At 56.8% G+C, this 17,842-nt stretch carries 18 protein-coding genes; 9 read left to right on the forward strand and 9 right to left on the reverse strand.

Annotated features, from left to right (window positions below; all coding sequences use genetic code 11):
• Positions 1-117: 117 nt before the first annotated feature.
• Both ACP0KA_RS06010 and ACP0KA_RS06015 read left to right on the forward strand, forming a co-directional pair.
• Positions 118-1,245 (forward strand): polysaccharide biosynthesis/export family protein, encoded by a 1,128-nt coding sequence (locus ACP0KA_RS06010; protein ID WP_424627927.1) that lies wholly within the window; start codon positions 118-120, stop codon positions 1,243-1,245.
• Positions 1,246-1,375: 130 nt separating this feature from the next.
• Complete coding sequence (locus tag ACP0KA_RS06015; RefSeq protein ID WP_424627928.1) at positions 1,376-3,424, forward strand: O-antigen ligase family protein; 2,049 nt, start codon at positions 1,376-1,378, stop codon at positions 3,422-3,424.
• Between the two features lie 30 nt (positions 3,425-3,454).
• On the opposite strand, the gene ACP0KA_RS06020 is transcribed toward ACP0KA_RS06015, so the two are convergent.
• Entirely contained in the window at positions 3,455-3,634 is a 180-nt protein-coding gene (locus ACP0KA_RS06020; protein WP_424627929.1) for a hypothetical protein, read from the reverse strand.
• A 259-nt stretch (positions 3,635-3,893) separates the two neighbouring features.
• On the opposite strand from ACP0KA_RS06020, the gene ACP0KA_RS06025 reads away from it, so the two are divergent.
• A complete protein-coding gene (locus tag ACP0KA_RS06025) occupies positions 3,894-5,366 on the forward strand; it encodes an undecaprenyl-phosphate glucose phosphotransferase (RefSeq protein WP_424627930.1) in 1,473 nt (490 codons plus the stop codon).
• A 71-nt stretch (positions 5,367-5,437) separates the two neighbouring features.
• Here ACP0KA_RS06025 and ACP0KA_RS06030 read toward each other — a convergent pair whose 3' ends face one another.
• Positions 5,438-5,812, reverse strand: coding sequence for an H-NS family nucleoid-associated regulatory protein (locus tag ACP0KA_RS06030; protein WP_424631496.1), 375 nt, complete (start codon positions 5,810-5,812; stop codon positions 5,438-5,440).
• Positions 5,813-6,486: 674 nt separating this feature from the next.
• Here ACP0KA_RS06030 and ACP0KA_RS06035 point away from each other — a divergent pair.
• Positions 6,487-6,843, forward strand: a complete 357-nt coding sequence (locus ACP0KA_RS06035) for an H-NS family nucleoid-associated regulatory protein (RefSeq protein ID WP_424627931.1) — start codon at positions 6,487-6,489, stop codon at positions 6,841-6,843.
• 218 nt (positions 6,844-7,061) lie between these two features.
• Here the strand turns inward: ACP0KA_RS06035 and ACP0KA_RS06040 are convergent, their stop codons facing one another.
• Both ACP0KA_RS06040 and ACP0KA_RS06045 read right to left on the reverse strand, forming a co-directional pair.
• Positions 7,062-8,066 carry a nucleotidyltransferase family protein gene (locus ACP0KA_RS06040; protein WP_424627932.1) on the reverse strand — a complete coding sequence of 335 codons (1,005 nt, stop codon included), beginning with the start codon at positions 8,064-8,066 and terminating at the stop codon, positions 7,062-7,064.
• 67 nt (positions 8,067-8,133) lie between these two features.
• The gene (locus ACP0KA_RS06045; protein WP_424627933.1) at positions 8,134-9,288 is read right to left on the reverse strand and encodes a hypothetical protein; all 1,155 of its coding nucleotides are present in this window, start codon (positions 9,286-9,288) and stop codon (positions 8,134-8,136) included.
• 236 nt (positions 9,289-9,524) lie between these two features.
• Between ACP0KA_RS06045 and ACP0KA_RS06050 the strand changes: the two genes are divergently transcribed.
• Positions 9,525-9,782, forward strand: coding sequence for a hypothetical protein (locus tag ACP0KA_RS06050; RefSeq protein ID WP_424627934.1), 258 nt, complete (start codon positions 9,525-9,527; stop codon positions 9,780-9,782).
• A gap of 202 nt (positions 9,783-9,984) precedes the next feature.
• Positions 9,985-10,560: a hypothetical protein gene (locus tag ACP0KA_RS06055; protein ID WP_424627935.1), complete on the forward strand. Its 576-nt coding sequence runs from the start codon at positions 9,985-9,987 to the stop codon at positions 10,558-10,560.
• A gap of 733 nt (positions 10,561-11,293) precedes the next feature.
• On the opposite strand, the gene ACP0KA_RS06060 is transcribed toward ACP0KA_RS06055, so the two are convergent.
• The 3 genes from ACP0KA_RS06060 to ACP0KA_RS06070 all read right to left on the reverse strand — a co-directional run bounded on the left by ACP0KA_RS06060 (position 11,294) and on the right by ACP0KA_RS06070 (position 12,827).
• On the reverse strand, positions 11,294-11,695 hold the full coding sequence (locus tag ACP0KA_RS06060) for a hypothetical protein (RefSeq protein WP_424627936.1): 402 nt from the start codon (positions 11,693-11,695) through the stop codon (positions 11,294-11,296).
• Between the two features lie 83 nt (positions 11,696-11,778).
• Positions 11,779-12,594: a lytic murein transglycosylase gene (locus ACP0KA_RS06065; protein ID WP_424627937.1), complete on the reverse strand. Its 816-nt coding sequence runs from the start codon at positions 12,592-12,594 to the stop codon at positions 11,779-11,781.
• A gap of 50 nt (positions 12,595-12,644) precedes the next feature.
• Positions 12,645-12,827 carry a hypothetical protein gene (locus tag ACP0KA_RS06070; RefSeq protein ID WP_424627938.1) on the reverse strand — a complete coding sequence of 61 codons (183 nt, stop codon included), beginning with the start codon at positions 12,825-12,827 and terminating at the stop codon, positions 12,645-12,647.
• A 110-nt stretch (positions 12,828-12,937) separates the two neighbouring features.
• Between ACP0KA_RS06070 and ACP0KA_RS06075 the strand changes: the two genes are divergently transcribed.
• The 3 genes from ACP0KA_RS06075 to ACP0KA_RS06085 all read left to right on the forward strand — a co-directional run bounded on the left by ACP0KA_RS06075 (position 12,938) and on the right by ACP0KA_RS06085 (position 16,490).
• The gene (locus tag ACP0KA_RS06075) at positions 12,938-13,231 is read left to right on the forward strand and encodes a hypothetical protein (protein WP_424627939.1); all 294 of its coding nucleotides are present in this window, start codon (positions 12,938-12,940) and stop codon (positions 13,229-13,231) included.
• A gap of 196 nt (positions 13,232-13,427) precedes the next feature.
• Positions 13,428-14,834: a PAS domain-containing protein gene (locus tag ACP0KA_RS06080; protein WP_424627940.1), complete on the forward strand. Its 1,407-nt coding sequence runs from the start codon at positions 13,428-13,430 to the stop codon at positions 14,832-14,834.
• Positions 14,835-14,978: 144 nt separating this feature from the next.
• The gene (locus tag ACP0KA_RS06085; RefSeq protein ID WP_424627941.1) at positions 14,979-16,490 is read left to right on the forward strand and encodes a helicase HerA domain-containing protein; all 1,512 of its coding nucleotides are present in this window, start codon (positions 14,979-14,981) and stop codon (positions 16,488-16,490) included.
• 50 nt (positions 16,491-16,540) lie between these two features.
• On the opposite strand, the gene ACP0KA_RS06090 is transcribed toward ACP0KA_RS06085, so the two are convergent.
• Together ACP0KA_RS06090 and ACP0KA_RS06095 are read right to left on the reverse strand one after the other, a co-directional pair.
• The gene (locus tag ACP0KA_RS06090) at positions 16,541-17,299 is read right to left on the reverse strand and encodes a 4'-phosphopantetheinyl transferase family protein (protein WP_424627942.1); all 759 of its coding nucleotides are present in this window, start codon (positions 17,297-17,299) and stop codon (positions 16,541-16,543) included.
• 85 nt (positions 17,300-17,384) lie between these two features.
• Positions 17,385-17,825 carry a GNAT family N-acetyltransferase gene (locus ACP0KA_RS06095; protein ID WP_424627943.1) on the reverse strand — a complete coding sequence of 147 codons (441 nt, stop codon included), beginning with the start codon at positions 17,823-17,825 and terminating at the stop codon, positions 17,385-17,387.
• Positions 17,826-17,842 lie beyond the last annotated feature (17 nt).

A 17,842-nucleotide genomic window follows, 5' to 3' on the forward strand; every position in this document is an offset into this window, starting at 1 on the left:
TTAATTCTGTTCCGCGCGGTGCATCACAAGGTAACGGTAGGCTTCATCGTCGCTTCTGCTTTATGTGGCGGTTGCACAATCATGCCGACAAGCGGCCCGCAGAGCATGGATGTTCTGATGAGCCGGCCTACGGAGCCCGACAGCCTTCCGTACGGGCTCGTTAAGCTGACCCCCGAGACGGTCCGGATCCTGGGGCAATATACCCCAAGGCTTTCAAGCGCATTCGCAAATCGAACACCGCCCAAGGCATTCCGCTTTGGCCTTGGCGATACTGTCAGTGTGACGATCTTCGAGGCTGCCGCAGGCGGATTGTTCATTCCCGCAGAAGCTGGCGTACGCCCCGGGAATTTCGTCACCATTCCGAACCAAGCCGTTGATAACAACGGCAATATCACGGTCCCTTATGCAGGCGCGATCGCCGCGAAGGGACGAACGCCCGTTGAAATCCAGCAATCGATCGTCGCCGCGCTCAAAAACCGAGCGATCGAACCGCAGGCGGTGGTTTCGCTGGTCGATCAGAAGGCCTCACTCATCAGCGTCTTGGGTGATGTCCGCTCCGCCGGTCGATTCCCGGCGGCACCCTCCGGAGAACGAATTCTGGACGCGATCACGCGTGCTGGCGGCCCAGCCTCACAAGGCTACGACGTCTGGGTGACCATGGAGCGCGGGGGACATCGTGCGAGCGTTCCGTTCGGCGCATTGGTCTACGAGCCATCGAACAACATCTTCGTTATCCCGAACGACACGATCTACCTCTACAGCCAGCCCCAGACCTTCGTCGCGTTTGGAGCTGCGGGCACCCAGGGACAGTATAAGTTTGATGCCTGGCGGATTTCGCTTGCCGAGGCTGCTGGAAAACACGGCGGCCTCAACGACGCCCTCGCAGACCCCGCCTCCGTATTCCTTTATCGCGGCGAACCGCGCGAAGTTGCCGAGCGCCTTGGCGTCGATTGCTCCAAATTCCAGGGGCCGATTATTCCGATTATCTATCACGTGAATTTCAGAGATCCGTCGGGCTACTTCCTGGCGCAGTCGTTCGAAATCCGGAACAAGGACGTGATCTACATCTCGAACGCGTCGTCGGTCGAGACCACGAAGTTCCTGAACTTCCTGCGAACAATTATGGCAACAGCCAACGATCCAATTATTTATGCAACCAACGCTTATACCTTGAGCGCCGTGGCCAAGGGAGGCTCGGCGGCCATCATCAATACGCCAACTCCCATTACGACCCCGGGGCCTTGAAATCTCGGCGACTTTCGAGCAAAGGCCCGCCGGACCGTCTCGCGATTGAAAGTATAAAGTGTTTGATTAATTGATGATTGGCAGACCAAGGCCGCGATTTTGACCACTGCCATTACGGTGGGAATGCACGGTGACTGCAGTCTTCACGATTCTTGCCTCGTTGATCGTGATCACGCCGGTGCTCACAATCATCGATAGTATGTTTGTCTACGGGCTGATCCTGGCAAACGCCGCCACGGCGACTGCACTCATCGCCCTCACCTTTCACGCCGGCGATCTTCGGCGGCTCGCTCAACTGGTCGAGCCCATTGCACCGCTTCTCTTGATCCCATGCGCTTGGATGCTCGTTCAGATCATGCCGATTCCCAGTCGATCGCTTGCCCATTCTGCCTGGGCGAGCGCGTCCGGGGCCCTTGGCAAGCCGCTTGTCGGCGCAATAAGTCTGGATATCGGCACCACCCTGCTGAGTCTTTCGCAATACGCCCTGGTGTTATCCGTTGCGATGATTGCAACAGCCGTTGCTCTCGATCGCCACCGAGCGGAAGTCATCCTGCTTCTCCTCACGGCGTCGACGATCGCGATAGCCGCGGGACTGCTCTGTCTGGATCTTGGCTATTTTCACACAGCGTCAGCGGATCTCTCTTCCCTGCGTTCGCAAGCGATGAACGTCGCTGCGATCGGTACGATCCTATCGGCGACCAACATCATTCATATCTCCGAACGTGCTCGAACGCACCCGGCAAACCGCGAGACCGCCGCCAATCCAACGAACTACGCGCGGATCATTCCCATTGCTGGCCTAGCCATTTGCCTATTGGCCCTCATGGTCGATGCCGACGCCATGATGCTGTTCGCGACTGCGTGCGGGCTCGGCGTTCTGATGAGTGTCGTCGCCATTCGAAAGTGGCGCTTGGGCTTGTGGGGCCAATGCGGCCTCGCCGCCGCTATCGTCATAGGGCTGGTGGGCTTCTTCTCGGCCAATCCTAATCACCAAGGCGTTGATCCCACGCTATGGTTCTCAACTCAGCCTGCACCGATGGTCGCCACCGCGGACCGCATCCTGGCGGATGCCGGCTTGAGTGGAACAGGCGCCGGAACTTTTGAGGCGGTCTTACCCATCTATCGTGACACGGATAGCCTGCAGACGATACTCGCTCCTGCCACGACGGCGCTGGTGGCTACCGAGATGGGGCGCCCATTTTTATACGGACTGATCATCGTGACCGTATTCGGCGCGTACCTTCTGTTCAGAAGAGCCTTGTTGCGCGGTCGCGACTATTACTACGCCGGATGCGGCGCGGGCTGCATTGTCGCAATGCTGGTGGCCTCATTCGCAAATGCGGGCCTTTTTTATCTTTCAGCGTCCATCCTCCTTGCTTGCGTGCTGGGGATGGCATTCGCTCAAAGCAAACGTTCGGGCAATGCAGACGGGATGGACATTCCGGCACAACCTGTCGCGCTTTCGGTCGAGCGGACGAGATACGCAGCGGGTCACCCGACGCCCACCCAAGCGTGGTTTCGCACAGCACTGTTGGTCTTCAGTGCCATCCTGGCTTCGCTATCGGCGTGGATCATTGTCGCCGAATATTATCGACCAGCTCGCGTTCAACTCCTGGCCGACCGGCAGATAAATCCTTCTCCCGGCGATCCCGCTGACCAGCGGAATGCAAAGCGCAGTGCTTCGATCGCCCGAGTTCGCGGAGACCTGTGGGCGGAGAGTGCATTCACCCACTCGAACCTGCTCTGGCGAGAGCCGGCTCCGGGGACTGGTGACGGCGTCAGCAATGACACACGCTCGGATCTGGAAAACGCGATCCGCTATGCTCCGCATCGTGGAGATGTCTGGTTGATGCTGGCGGCCATGGCCGATCGGTACCATTGGCAAGGGCTTCAACCGGCCGCCTTGCTGAAGATGTCCTATTATACGGCGCCGAATGAACTCGTGCTGTTCCCGCTTCGCTTTCAGGCCTCGCTCCAGCCCAATAACCTGAAGGACCCTGAAATCCAGGATCTGATCAAACGAGACATACGCCTCGTTGTTACCAAGGTACCTGCCCTGAAGCCCGCGCTGATTGCGGCTTACAGGGCAGCTCCGCCCGCGAGTAGAACGACAGTGGAACGGCTGGTCTCGGAGATCGACCCGACCTATCTTGCGGCAATGCGGGCCGGCCTGCAGTAGAGGTTAGCGTTCTTCGGGCGATCGCCTATGTCACGTGTGATGAACGCGTGTGCCGGACTCGGCAAGGCCGGCCTTCTCGAGAAGGCCGCGGACACAGACCCCCCCGAGATATCCGATCTGGATCGCCGCCAAATTCACCAACGACCATAGTCCCGCTGGCAGGCCAAACAGGGCGGCCATGGCAATGCTTTCAAGCGTCGTGAGAGCCATCAAGCCTAGCAGGGCCTGGATTGGAAAAATCCCACCCGTCACTGCTCCCACAACGCCATGACCGACAGCAAAATAAAACAGGGCGTGAGCTCCACCAAAACCGCAACACATTCATCCTATTGGCGATTTTGTTAACAAGAACTCAATGCCTCGTTGCATTTTAAATACCATGCATTTAATTATTAAAAACTTGCTAATTTTAAATATCTTGGCATATTTAAAATATTAAATGTGGGGTTCGGCCCATCACAGGCCAGCAATGAATTTCATCAAACGTGACATCGATCTAGCGCGAAGCGTCGCCGTCACTGGCTTGCGGGAGCCGTCGCCACCGGCGCGCAAGTGGCCCATCACCTATGATTCCGTCGAAATCATCACGGTCTTGGCTGACGCGGCTGTTATCCTGTCTACGAGCATTGTCGCAGGCATTTGCTATCATCTCTATACATTCGGCGCCCCCGGCGACATTCTGGAATACGTCGGCTCGGCCGCCATCGTCGCCGCCCTCTTCATTTCACTGATGAAAAGCCGGGAGATGTATAAACCGGCGGAGTTGCTCATTCTGCGCACCCAAGTGCGCGCCATCAGCGTTCTCTGGATAGCTGTATTTTTTTTGCTCGCGGGCGCGATCTTCGCGTTAAAGACGGGCAATGAAATTTCACGGGGCGCAAATCTGCTGTTCGCGTTGTTCGGTTACAGCGCACTGATCGCTCAGCGCTTTTTGTGGCGTCGCCTGCTCACCGAAGGGATGATAAAGAAGCGGTTTTCGGGTCGCAAAATCGTTCTCATCACGGACCACAGCCACTCCGCAGAATCCAATCTGCCCCATGTTCTGACAAGCCTCGGCTTCCGTTTGGAACGCCATTTTACACTGCCGCCGCCCGAGCATGGCAGCCGCCGGCGCGAGAAAATCATCTCCAGCGCGATCGCTTATGTTCGGGGATCCGAGGTTGAAGAAATCGTAGTGGGCGCGGACCTAAATCGCTGGCCCGAACTACGCAGCCTGATTACCGAGCTCCGCATACTGCCATTTCCGGTCAACCTCATCCCGCTTGGCGCAGTGTCCGAAATCTTCAAGCAACCTTCCCACACCCTCGGCAATGCAACCTGCATCGAAGTGCAGCGTGGACCGCTCACTCCGTTCGAATACACGGCCAAGCGATGCATTGATATCGTGCTGTCAGGAATGGGCGTACTGACTCTGCTTCCATTGCTGATCATCGTCGCCATTGCCATCAAGCTGGATTCACCAGGGCCTGTTTTATTCAAGCAGCGCCGATGCGGATTCAACGGAAGGTGCTTCCAGATATTGAAATTCCGGACGATGACGGTCCTCGAGGACGGTGCAGTGGTGACCCAAGCCGAGCGCGGAGACAACAGGGTGACCCCGCTCGGAAAATGGCTCCGTAGAACCAGCATCGATGAACTGCCTCAGTTGTTCAATGTTCTGGAAGGCAGCATGTCACTGGTCGGCCCACGGCCTCATGCGGAGGCTCACGATACGCAGTTCGACAAAATTGTCCGAAACTATGCGCTGCGACATCGCGTCAAGCCTGGCCTGACAGGCTGGGCGCAGGTCAACGGATGCCGAGGGGCGACTCCGACCTCAACAGATATCGAACGCCGCGTTGAGTTCGACCTCTGGTACATCGATAACTGGAGTTTCAGGCTCGATTTCGCAATCCTGCTCCAAACATTCACGGAAGTCTTGCGCTGCCGGAACGCTTATTGAGAAGCATCGCGCAGGAGGTTTAGAACACCCCGCGCCACTCCGACAATACACGATCCCGGATTGGAATAGATTCAGGCCCTGCGCCGGCCTTTGGCAGCCCCGCCCGCGCCAATCTTGAAATCATCGATCTTACGGCCGGACTTAAGCGCGGCAACCAGCCAGCGCGGCTGCTTGCCCCGCCCGGACCATGTCTCGGACGGCATCAACGGATTCCGATATTTCGGAAGAACCGCTGGATACTTGCGGCGAGGCTTGTCTTCACCATTACGGGACGCCAGTTCGGCACCCTGCGTAATCGCGTCCTTTCCGCCATTGAGATAAGCTAATCGCTTCTCTAGTTCGCGCTTTTCTGATGCGATACGGACAGAAAGAATCTTGCTGACCGTCTCATGGAGATTCCAAAGGGCGTCAATCGACATACCTTCCAGATCAATCTTCTTCATCATCGGCGCAAACCCGCATTCCTGATTCCAGCCCCACATGTAGGCCATAAGCTGTTCCCGTTCAACGTGCTCCTTATACCGGAGAGTTAAAGCGACAAGCCGGGATCTTCCCAGTCCCGACAACTCCATCAGTAAACGATTGACATCGTTGTGTGATTGCCAGCGTCCTTCGAACTTCACGCCCAAAGGAATTATCAAGCTGAGGGTTATTTCAGGCCCTCGACAGCGGCATCACCTAGGCGGCTGTGCGCTCAGCGGTATCCAGCGAGCGGTTCAATAGATCGCCATCGCGAAATGATAATCATCGAACACGAAATCCCAAGTGTTCGGACGACGGCAAACACATTAAATTTAGCAACCCATCAGATAGCGGAAGAAAATACCGCTATCGGATATAAATATTTAAAATTTTGAATTCGTTCGCCATGCTCTTCGCACAACAAAATGCCCCTATTTTGACATTGCCACGGCCCGATTCAAATTATCATTACCTTGAATATTCTAAGGGTTACGTTTTTTTCTGGGGAATGCCTGAAGATTTGTAAAATTAATTTTATATTTCGCGCCCAAATCTGGTTAAATAACTCGCTCTTGAGTCGCAGATTAAAGAGTCGGCAATCACCGATAAAAACAATCGAGGAATTGAGTCGAATATAAACAACGATCGCGAGAGCCCCATGCGAAATACAGATCTGGATGAAATGCAGTTCAATGAACTCTGGCTTCTCCACGAAGAGATCACAGAGATCCTGACGGACAGAATCGTCGCAGAAAAGCGGGAGTTGGAAAAACGCCTGGCCCAGCTCAATCGTAGTCAAATCACTCGCGACACGCCGTCAAAGGCACCATCACGCACCGGTAGTCGGCCGCGACGAAAATACCCCAGAGTATTACCCAAATACCGCAATCCATCGTCTCCCTCTGAAACGTGGTCTGGCCGCGGCAAGTTGCCTCGTTGGCTCGTTGTTGCCCTCGATCGAGGACACAAGATGGATGATTTCAGGATCGTCCACAACAATGCCAACACGGAATAGGCCGGGCTGCCAGTTGATGCGAGATTGACATTCGACGTTTCGACGATCGGATTCCCGGGCCTTGTCATTCGCAATTTGGGCGATGCCGGCCGGAACCGGTCTTGTTTTTCAGACGGAAATGATATCCGTCCCTTCGATCTCAGAATTCCATCTTCCGGCCGTTGTCCGGCCTTGCAGGCCGTCTCCGCGAAATGTCCATTCGCTTGCGACAACGCCCCTTATACCTTTCCGGCACGTTGCTCCCGCGAAAGCCCCAGCAAAAAACGGGCTGTGTCGAGTCGGGGCAAGACACGCCTCGTCAACGAAAAGCCCGGCATGACCTCACCTGAGACGCCCAAGACCGCACGATAGTTGCGATAATCGAGCAACGCTGTCAGTAAAAATGTGCGGCTTAAAGCCGGAAGCCGAATCTGCAACATGCGGCGTCGATGCTGAATGCGAGGGACCACTCCCGAGCGCAATTCTGGAGGCACATCCACGCCCAACAATGAGGACAACGCGATCAATTGCGTCTCCATCGCATGTCTCGCGAGCTTTCCTGGAGCAAGGAAGGCGAGATGTTTCCAATCGATACCATCCGGCTCACGCGCAAAATCCCGCAGATCGAGGAGATGCCGAAGATCAATCTTGCCCACCCAGTAGTCCGCGTCCTGAAACTGGTCGTGAACGATCAGCATTAAAGCGTGATACGTCGAGGACGGGATATAAACCGACGTCCCCCTCCAGGACAGCAACCGACAGTTTTGTGTAACGTCGCCGGAAAGCTCGTAAAAGAAACCATGACCGGGAGGTTTTTGATGCAGGTCAATCATGCCTGCGTCTCCTGGACGCTTGAGATCGGCATACCACTTGGCCGCGCCGACCTGAGCTTGATAATGGATGTCGTAGCCCAATTTGCGGAGGCAGTTCGAAGCAACCTCGGCTTCCGCCGGTGAAACCAGGAGGTCCAGATCGGATATAAGACGCGCGCCTGTTCGATGGAGAAGCGATGAAACAAGCATCGCGCTTCCTTTCAAAAGGACAGGCGTAATTTTTTCCTGGTTTAAAGCTGTGAGAGCTTCTGCGAGCTGCGCAGAAAGACGGTTGTTGCGATCGGCGTTGCGCTCGAAGATCTCGCGGACATAAAGGCAGACATCCTGCGGGATACTTTCAGGATACCGTTCAACGATATCCATCAAAGCGGGCGTCGTTAATGTCTGATTGGCCAGACTGATCAGGGACATCCAATCGGCATTATCCGGAACTCCCCCCCGGAAGCACTGACACAGACGCAGGAATGATGTGTACTGGCTAACCATCGCAAAGACGGATGATCGCGTCTCGCGCTTCTGCCGAATCCGAGTAACTCAGTTCAAAGCAATCTGCGCCGTTTATCGCCTGCTTTAAGGCATTGCACATAGCCAGAGTCATTTTTTCTCCGGGAGAATACGACCCGTCCATCAGTCTGCGCATCACTTCAATACGGTCCAACTGCGTGAATTTTGCAGGGCCACGCCCGCGTCGAATGAAGAGAATCCAGCCCACAGGCCCATAAGAACCATCGATCCGTTCCGGACGGACGTAGCGCACGCGCTTGCCATCGGGGCGCCGATGGATGACAGCCTCGTCGAGATCAGGGCGGAATTGACTCACGATCTCCCAGGCCCCTGGCTTGATCGCCGGTGCAAACGGCACTCCGGCAGCCGTGCCATCGGGCGCGACCAACGTAATATCGTCGCCACCATACGTAAATCCGGCCTCCGCCAACCGCAGCGAGAGCGTTGTCTTGCCTGCTCCCGGTCGACCGCTGATCAGCAGATTTTTTCCGCCTCGCCGCAGACAAGCTGCATGGACCACCACGTTCGGTGGACTCGCCGCGACAAGCTGGTCGGTGATGTAAGCCTTCAGCGTCGGAGCAAGCTCGTTGGGATCACAACAAAAGGCACCATGATTGTTATGAAAGACCTGAATGAAGTTATCCGCTTCGACAACATCGATGATATGGCGTCCGTCCTGCATCGGGACGCTCTGATGATCGAATAACGTCAGGAGATCGGCTAGGCGTTCAGTTGCAATTCGCATTGTCGCAGTGAAGCCCGCAATGTGAATATTGAACGAACGCACGAATGGGATGACTTCGTGATCGAACTGCCAATCTGGTCTTAACAAGCCAACTTTGTGCCACATGCGCATCGCTTGCGAGACGTATTTGTCCGCAAGATTCGCCGCCACTCCCGACCTGACCAATCCATCGCGAATTCCATGAAGGGTCTCGCCTTCCTCGAGTTGGCACCAGATGTAAGCCGCGATGTGATTGAGCGCATAAATCTTCTGCGAAGCTTCCGAAAAGACTGCGCTTTGATCGCCCAGCAACAAAAACGAGGCGCCGTCGACCGGACGCAAGACATATGGAGGATTGAGACCGCTCTTGGCCTCCATCGGATCTGCGGGCGAAATACTGTTCATGAGACTTCCGTGTCCTCGATGACATTACCGGCAAAACGGACGGTCCGCCCATATGGAACTTTGAAAATCCGATGGAACCAAAGTAAATAACAACTGGGGCAATTTGCCTATGAATTAAATGTTACTGCAAGTTGATTGACATAGGGAAATTCGAATTATTAAATAATAGTTACTAAACCCGACCTATTTATTGCGACCCAAACTTACATCTGAAATCAAATATCAGAGGTGATCGAATGACACCCGAACAGACAGGTTCCACACCTCCTTCAGACGAAGCCAATGAAGATCGGCGAAAATTCCTCGCCTCTTGCGGAAAGTTCGCCCTGGTTACGCCGCCGGCAATTACGATGTTATTGTCAACGTCCCTGAATTCAACCGCCGTTGCCCATTCGGGTGGTGGCGGCGGCGGTAATGGCGGTGGCCGAGGTCACGACCACGACTTCTGGGATTGGCTTGATTGGTTGTGGGACAACAAGCCCTGGCGCCGGTAAGCTTTTGTAAATTCGCGCCACGGGTTCCAGGTAAACGATTTAATGTGGCAGCAACCGTGCTGCCACATAGCGCTATTACAAGACTCGACTGAAAATCTCACCGAGACTGGCAGACTAACCGGCGTTCCGCCTATCGTTGTTCGCCAATTCCGGACACTCGTAAAAATTCGAAGACCGCAAGCGATTGCGCGGAGTAGCTGTGGTGAGTGATATCAAGCGTCCGGACTCGTCCCTTGAAGCGCAGAATGCTCCGGATGGTCGAGCTAATTTAGCCAGCCTCGGGGCGCGCGGTCACCCATCCGATCCTGAAACAGAGCCTCTTCCGCTCGCGCCCTCGCCGGACGAATTAGCCTTATCGATCCAGGCCAGCGTGTCAGAGATCGCGGTCGTCTGGATGCTTCATAGATGGTCGCTCACGCAAAAAATGCAGAGCGAACCCCTCCATCAGCAAATCAGGGATTTTAGCCCTGCCGCTTTTAACGTCATTATCTCGCGCTTCCCCGCGCTGAAGAGCGCCAAGCAAGAACATCTCTGGTTGATCTATTTCAAAGGACTCCTCACAGCCGGCACCCACCCACGCGAGGAGATGACAAAAGCGATCCAAACCGTCGGGGCGCAGGACTGGATTCGTGTGTCGCCCATCCTGCCCGATGCGCCAGCCGTCGAGCCCGCACATATCGGCCCGAAACCCCAGTCACCTCGTAAAGACCTGTCCGATGCAGATGCCTTGGAGCAGATCGGCCGTGCTCTGGGATATTCAGAGTCCCAGCTGAACTGAATGATGCAGTATTTGACGATTTTAAGTGCCGTTGTCGTACGAATGTAATTTCAAAGTTCCAGAATTAATCTTGTACTCACCCATTAAGCTTGATGCTTCAGTATAACAAAAGTGTTTCATTGAATGCCGAATAGAAAGGGATGACTGTTTATCTGCTGAGATCGCCGAGATATTTTTTTTCAAAATCATTGAACCTGAACGATCCGAATCCTCGTAGCTCTTATTTTAAGACATTGACGCCGGAATCTAATTGGAGATTGCCGTGGTTTCTCATGACAGAGGCGAGCGCCGAATGCCTCGCTCAAAACGTCCAACTGCTCAAATCGACCCGCGATCGGGCGAGACATCCCTCCATCGAGAGAGAAGCGAGATCAAAGCGCGCCTAAAAGAGTTAGACGTCTTCCTCGCGTCGCTCACAAATCGACCGTCTCATTCCCCAGCTTCTCGCCGAAACTATTTTCTGAATTCGTTGCCGAAGCGCAAAGAAGCACGCGCGCCATGTCGGAAACCGGACACACGCTGACTAACGGGAATAGTTCAGGCATCGCGGGGTTATTTACCAGGATCAATTTTTAATCAGCAGCATCACATGAGGCACAAACTGTTCATGATAGGATTCGCAACCGCATCGATCGTTGCATTGTGCGGTTGGCTTGTCGGCCTTGGTTGGGCCGCCACAAAATTGATCGGGTTGCTATGAAAGGTTGCTTTTTAGAACGTCTTTGGCCTCGCTTTAATTGACCGACGAAGCTGGAAAGATGGAAGTCTTCGTGGATATTTTATGAATCAGAATTTTAACGTGCTTGCAGATAATATTACTCATGAATACCCCGTTCGGGTGATGGATGAGTAATTGCTCTTTTGTTAGTTTGATGACGGCGCTTTTTTTGGAGCGGTTCGATGTCGAATAGTATTCGCGTATTGCCTCCGCAAAGACGTCAGGCTCTTGGTCGCCGCGCCTTTGGTTCTCATCCTCACACAAGCCTCCGGCAACGCCTTCTCGAACTGGCCCGATTGCGGGAGCTGGTGCGAAGCGCTGAACTCCGAGCCAGGAGCCGGGATCCAGCACGTTAGGACCCTTGATATTTAAAGCCGTTGATTGAGCAGCAGCTTCTTTGCCGCCAACTTGTGCCACAGATTCTTGCCGCCATCTCAAGGGGCATCGGGAACGGAGCGAATATCCCTCGCCTCCGATGCGCGGAGGTGAAGCAGAGCGGATCAGCGCGCCGCTGACGCCCTTTCTCCATCGATTTGACGGCCCATGAGCGCCAGGGCCCGCTGGTAGACCGACGCGGCATTCCACGCCTGGATAGCCGCGAAATTGGCTTCGCCCGGCTGGTATCCCGCGCCGGCACGCCAGCCGTGAGCCTTGAGAAAATTCGCCGTCGCGTTTAGCGCGTTGGCTGCAACGTCAAGATTACCGGTGCCGTAGGCCAAGATGTTCTTTGGCAGAAACTGTGTCTGACCAACCTCGCCATGCATGGAGCCTCGCGTGCTCGCCGAGAGCACACCGCGATCGATCAACTTCAGAGCGGCATAGAGCTGGTCGGTGAAGTATTCGGGCCGGCGACAGTCATAGGCGAGCGTCGCAATAGACGACAGCATGTTCTGATTGCCACGTTGACTGCCGAAGCCGGTTTCCATTCCCCATATGGCGAGAAGCGGACCGGGTGGAACGCCATAGCGTTGCTGAATGGATGCGAAGAGGGCGGCCTGTGATTGCTTGAGGGCACGACCGCGCGCGACGATCGTCGAAGCGCCACGCTTGGCGAGAAACTGATCAAGAGAGAGACCAAAGCTTCTCTGACCACGATCCGCATTGATGGTTGCTGTCGCATAGTGAGCTTGCATGAGGGCCGCGATCCCCGAGGCACCGATGCCTTTTGCCCTCGCCTCTTCGGCAAATTCTCTCTTCCAATTTTCAAAGCCTGCCGCCGTGTTGCCGCATCGCGCGGCCTCCGCCCCGGTGCCCATCCACGCGAGCATCGTAAGAGCCATCAAGGTAGCCGTCGCAACCTGCTTGCCTCGGGTCATTCAAATTCTCCTTGCTCCGCTTTCGTCGCGGCGCTGTCTTCACTGGCTTGTCAGGTCAGGCCGGCGCTCAGCACCGTGATGTCAAAGTCACCGTGCCGGAAAGAGTGGAAAGTTGTCTGGGCATTGCTAAGGCCGGGCCAGAGTCCAGCGCCGGCAAGACTCGCTGCGCCGATCATCAGGTCTCGCCGATTAAAGGCAAACCGAAACGGCATTGGCTGCTCGCGTTCCGACATCACCGTCCTCCTGCGCGCGCGTCCTTTTACATCCGCATCGGAGCACATCTGCCACCGTTCGCGCCAGTGGATATTTTGCCGACGTTGCCGCAGCAAATCGGTTCGCGGCCTTGATCCGCAAGACATCGCTCGCCATGGGCCTGGCGTCGCGAGTGACCATGGTAACGAGAAAGAGCTTCACCACCAACGCATCAGTACCTCGCGCAGACGAAGGCCTCTCGACACATCGGTTCAAGCAGATCGCGAACGGATGTCACATCCAGCATTCGCGGGATGGCGCAAATTTGAATTCCCATTTGATTAAAAAGACTATGGCCGGGAAATTACGCTTCTTTCTCATAGCCGAGATGAACCGGCAGGAAGCGGTTGCGCGCCATCGCGACGTCGATCCGCTGGGCGTCTGATGCTGGGCGCCTCAAAGTAACCGCATCCTTGCCAGGAATAAGCCCGATTAGATTACCCTCCATCCCGGCACCTCGCTCTGGGTTGAAGGGGGTGGAGCTTCGAACGACGTTGGCATGATGTCAGAAAATAGGTGTAGGCTGCGTGGGTGTCTCGATAGGTGCAGGCGGCAACTGTAAATCGCTAGGGAGGCATCCGTTGGCGGACGAGACAGAAGTTGGTGCAAAGATAGACCGACGCGCCTCTCCATCCGGCCTGTCGCTCATCGAGCAGCCTGCCTTGCAGCTAATCTATGATACAGCGCCAATCGGACTTGCGTTCCTGTCTCCCGACTGCCGCTATCTGCAGATCAACCAGCGTCTCACCGAAATATGCGGCATTTCTGTCGAGGGGCATCTGGGGCGAACGGTGCGGGAGTGCGTCCCGGCGTTGGCTGAATCGGTCGAAGCGATCGTCCGCTCCATCATGGCAAGCGGCGAGCCCGTGACTGGGATAGAAGTCGCCGGGCAGCGACCCGATCAAAATGAAGACCGCGCGTGGATCACCTACTGGCACCCGGTCCGCGGTCCGGGTCGCGAGATCGTGGGTGTCAATGTCGCAGCCGAGGAGATCACCGAACGCAAGCGCGCTGAAGCCGCGCTTCGGGCAAGCGAGCGGCAATTTCACACGTTGGCCGATTCCATTCCGCAATTGGTTTGGATGGCTGAAGCCGACGGCCGGATCTTCTGGGTCAACAGCCACTGGCATGATTACACAGGCGTGCCGTCCGATCATGCCAACCTCAAAGATTGGCAATCCCTTCTCGCCCCTGCTTCACTGCCGGACGCCAGGCGCCGTTGGGCACAGTCGCTTCGGGCCGAAACACCACTCGAGATGGAGTTATCGCTGCTCGGAAAGGACGGACAATACCGTCCATTCCCGACGAGAGCGATCCCGCTGCGCGATACCACCTCGACCGTTTATCGATGGATTGGAACGCACGTCGATATCAGCGAGCAGAGACGCCGCGAAGAGCATATACGCTTCATCATCGACGAGCTTTCACATCGCACCAAGAACCTCCTTGCGGTTGTCATGGCGGTGGCGAACCAGACTGCGCAACATGCGGGCGACGTGAAGCAGTACCAAATCCGCTTTTCGGAGCGGCTGCAGGCGCTGGCCCATTGTCATGATCTGCTCGTGAAGGACAGTTGGCAGGGTGCCTCCTTCCACGATCTCGTCTCGGCGCAGATGCGACCATTCGGCGAGACCAACGCAGGCAGGATCGACGCCGCCGGGCCTTCGGTGGTCCTGAAGCCCGATGCTGTACAACATCTGGGCTTGGCTTTGCACGAACTGGCGACCAACGCTTCAAAGCATGGCGCGTTATCGGGGCCGCATGGCGAGGTCTTGATCCGCTGGCAGGTCGGCGAGGCCGACGACATGATTCGCGTTCATTGGTGCGAAAAGGGCGGACCACCTGTTACGCCGCCACAACGGCGTGGCTTCGGCCGCGTCGTGATCGAACAAATCGTCACGCGCGCCCTCAACGGCAGCGGTCTGCTGGATTTTTCCCCTGCGGGCGTGAACTGGACGTTCGAATTTCTCCAACGCATCGAAAGATGACCGCTGCGTTTGGGGCGCGGGTGAATTTTCCTTGGGGAAATGTGTGTCGGGTGCCGCTCCCCCATCAAGCCGGTCCTGCGGCGCTCGACGCGCCGTAATCAGGTTGATAAGCCCTCTCGGCAGAGAGGGGCGTTGAGTCGAGACATGACCGTTGCGATTGAGATGGGACAGACGGCGGCGGGAAGCTCGGCGGCACTGGATCTCGAGGAACTGCTGGCCACCCGCCTGCTGGTGCAGGGCAATTCGGGCTCGGGTAAATCCCATCTACTGCGCCGGCTGCTGGAACAGAGTGCGCCCTGGGTGCAGCAGACCATCATCGACCCCGAAGGCGACTTCGTGACACTCGCCGAGCATTTCGGCCACCTCGTGATCGACGCCGAGGACCATACCGAGCGCGCCCTGCAGGTCGCCGGCGAGCGCGCGCGCATCCATCGCGTTTCCACAGTGCTCAATCTCGAGGGGCTCGACGCCGAAAACCAGATGCGGCGCGCCGCGGCCTTCCTTGGCGGAATTTTCGAGGTCGGCCGCGACCACTGGTACCCGATGCTGGTGGTGGTGGATGAGGCGCAGCTGTTCGCGCCGGCTGTCGCCGGGGAGGTTTCGGACGAAGCCCGCAAACTCTCTCTCAGCGCTATGACGAACCTGATGTGCCGCGGCCGTAAACGCGGGCTCGCGGGGGTCATCGCAACCCAGCGACTGGCGAAGCTCGCCAAAAACGTCGCAGCCGAGGCTTCCAATTTCTTCATGGGCCGCACCTTTCTGGATATCGACATGGCGCGCGCGGCCGACCTGCTCGGCATGGAGCGGCGGCAGGCGGAATCCTTCCGCGACCTGGAACGCGGGCAATTCATGGCGCTGGGCCCGGCCCTCTCCCGCCGCCCTCTGGGGCTGCGCATCGGTCCGACGGATACCCGGCCACACAATGCAACCCCGCGGCTGATGCCACTGCCGGAAGCGGCACTGGAGGACGCACGAGCCGTTATCCTGGCGGCGCCGCCGCCTGAGAATATCCGGCCTCAGCGCAGGCCGTCGCCGGACCTCCTCAACCAGCTCATGGCGGCAAAGTCCGCGGCGCTGGAAGTCCGTCCCGAAGCGGTGGACCAGCCACTCAGCGCTGCAGAGCTGACGGAGCGGCGTGAGCGACTGGACCGTATCCTGCGCGCCATCCTCTCGGAACCCGACGCGGGATTTCGCGCCATCGGCATCCTCTATCAGGAATTCGTGGTCCGCTGCCGCATCGAGGGCCTCGGGGCGGCCGTGCCAGACCTGGGCGACTTCCAGCGAATGCTGACCCACGCCCGCGCCGGGCTCGGCACCGATATGGCAGAGGATGACGCCTGGCAGGATGTCTCGGTTCGCGCCGCCATTCTCCCCCAGGATATGCAAGGCATCTTCATGATGCTTGCCCGCGCAGCGAAGGAGGGTTGGCCCTGCCCGGGCGATGCAGCGATTGCCCGCGCCTACGGCACGCACTCGTTGCGCCGCGCGCGGGGCCTGCTGACCTATATCGAGGATCAGGGCCTCATTGTTTGCCAGATGGACGGTGCCGGTCGGCGCATCGTGACGCTGGTCGAACTGGCCTGGGCCACGGCACCGGGCGACCCCAATGCCGAAGAACTACCGGCGGATGAAGGCTGCAGCAGCGCGGCTTCGTGATAGGGCGATCGAGCCCCTACGGAGACAATGCCACTTATTGAGCGCTGCTGTCAGCAAGCTGATGGCAAACAATGCGGGTCTCGGCCGAGACTGAAGAATTGGAGCGTGACCGGCAACCCGTCGTAGACCAGTGCGACGGGATACTCATTGCCGGCCATGAAGCTGCTGATGTGCCACGATGGATGGACCCCTGCGAGAAAGCGCGCGGGATTGCCCGGCTCCAAACTCACATCGAAGCTATCGAGAGGAATTTGCAGGCCGCCGCCGCATGCCTTGATGTAAGCCTCCTTGCGGGTCCAGCACAGGAAAAACCCTTCGGCTCGCTGCTGCCGTGGAAGCCTTGCCAGCGATTGTATCTCTCCGGCGGAAAAATAATCGTGTGCAATGGTCTCGCATTCGACATCGGGACGAACTCTCTCGACATCGATCCCTATGTTTCGATTCCAGCCGAAGGCGAACACCGCAACATCCTGCGAATGAGACAGGTTGAAACTCAGTGTCGCTCCCGCTGACTGGGGCACGAGCGCCGGCTTCCCCTCTTGTCCAAACAAGAACTGCACATCTTGAGGCCGCTTTTGCAGATACCGCGCCAGAAGTGTTCGCAACGTCCCGCGCGCTGTGATGAAGCGATCCCGATCGCGATCGAATCGGAAGCGCGCCGCTCGTTTGTTCTCGTCTTCGCTCAGATGCGAACGCAGCAACGATTCAGCGGGTACATCGACGATAAGATGACTCTGCCAGACGTGAATCTCATCGGGCCTTAACAGTGGAAGAGACGGTGCATCCGTCCATACAACTGAGCCGAGCAAAAAGCTGTCTCCTGGGTGCGTTGCCAGATCAGCACCGCGAAATTGTGGTTCCGCACGATCACGGCCAATGAGCCCGCTCAAGTCGTCAGCGACGCAACTGCTTTCGAAAGAAGCGAAGCCGGTTATCTGCTTCGCCCTTGGATGCTGAATTCTCAAGCTCACCGAACGTCTCGTACCCGTTCTTCTCGTAAAACCCAGGGGCCTGGAACGCATAGGAGTTCAGCCAGACACCAACACATCCTTGCTCCCGCGCAACATTTTCGACAGCAGTCAGAAGACGGGAACCGAGACCCTGGTGACGATCGGATTCAGCCACGTAGAGCAGTTCGACGAAGATCCATCCATAGAGAATATGCCCCCATACACCGCTGGAGACGTCACCACTTTTGTGATCCCTGACGATGATGGCAACATTTCGATAGCCGCTCGGTCCACCACGAGTTGTGTTGTCGCGCACCAAAGACTGCAGCAGGGCTGCATGATCGCGCGAATCCGGTGACCAATCGACGAACAGTTCGTGGCTCATACTCTCACTCACTTATC

The sequence above is a fragment of the Bradyrhizobium sp. SYSU BS000235 genome (genome assembly GCF_049747295.1).
Taxonomy (GTDB): domain Bacteria; phylum Pseudomonadota; class Alphaproteobacteria; order Rhizobiales; family Xanthobacteraceae; genus Afipia.

What these genes read in the sequence shown, in the direction of transcription:
- ACP0KA_RS06010 (WP_424627927.1), top strand. Translation starts at nt 118, where the DNA reads ATGAGCCGGCCTACGGAGCCCGACAGCCTTCCGTACGGGCTCGTTAAG.
- ACP0KA_RS06020 (WP_424627929.1), bottom strand. Translation starts at nt 3,634, where the DNA reads ATGGCTCTCACGACGCTTGAAAGCATTGCCATGGCCGCCCTGTTTGGC.
- ACP0KA_RS06025 (WP_424627930.1), top strand. Translation starts at nt 3,894, where the DNA reads ATGAATTTCATCAAACGTGACATCGATCTAGCGCGAAGCGTCGCCGTC.
- ACP0KA_RS06030 (WP_424631496.1), bottom strand. Translation starts at nt 5,812, where the DNA reads ATGATGAAGAAGATTGATCTGGAAGGTATGTCGATTGACGCCCTTTGG.
- ACP0KA_RS06035 (WP_424627931.1), top strand. Translation starts at nt 6,487, where the DNA reads ATGCGAAATACAGATCTGGATGAAATGCAGTTCAATGAACTCTGGCTT.
- ACP0KA_RS06040 (WP_424627932.1), bottom strand. Translation starts at nt 8,066, where the DNA reads ATGTCCCTGATCAGTCTGGCCAATCAGACATTAACGACGCCCGCTTTG.
- ACP0KA_RS06045 (WP_424627933.1), bottom strand. Translation starts at nt 9,288, where the DNA reads ATGAACAGTATTTCGCCCGCAGATCCGATGGAGGCCAAGAGCGGTCTC.
- ACP0KA_RS06050 (WP_424627934.1), top strand. Translation starts at nt 9,525, where the DNA reads ATGACACCCGAACAGACAGGTTCCACACCTCCTTCAGACGAAGCCAAT.
- ACP0KA_RS06065 (WP_424627937.1), bottom strand. Translation starts at nt 12,594, where the DNA reads ATGACCCGAGGCAAGCAGGTTGCGACGGCTACCTTGATGGCTCTTACG.
- ACP0KA_RS06070 (WP_424627938.1), bottom strand. Translation starts at nt 12,827, where the DNA reads ATGTCGGAACGCGAGCAGCCAATGCCGTTTCGGTTTGCCTTTAATCGG.
- ACP0KA_RS06085 (WP_424627941.1), top strand. Translation starts at nt 14,979, where the DNA reads ATGACCGTTGCGATTGAGATGGGACAGACGGCGGCGGGAAGCTCGGCG.
- ACP0KA_RS06095 (WP_424627943.1), bottom strand. Translation starts at nt 17,825, where the DNA reads ATGAGCCACGAACTGTTCGTCGATTGGTCACCGGATTCGCGCGATCAT.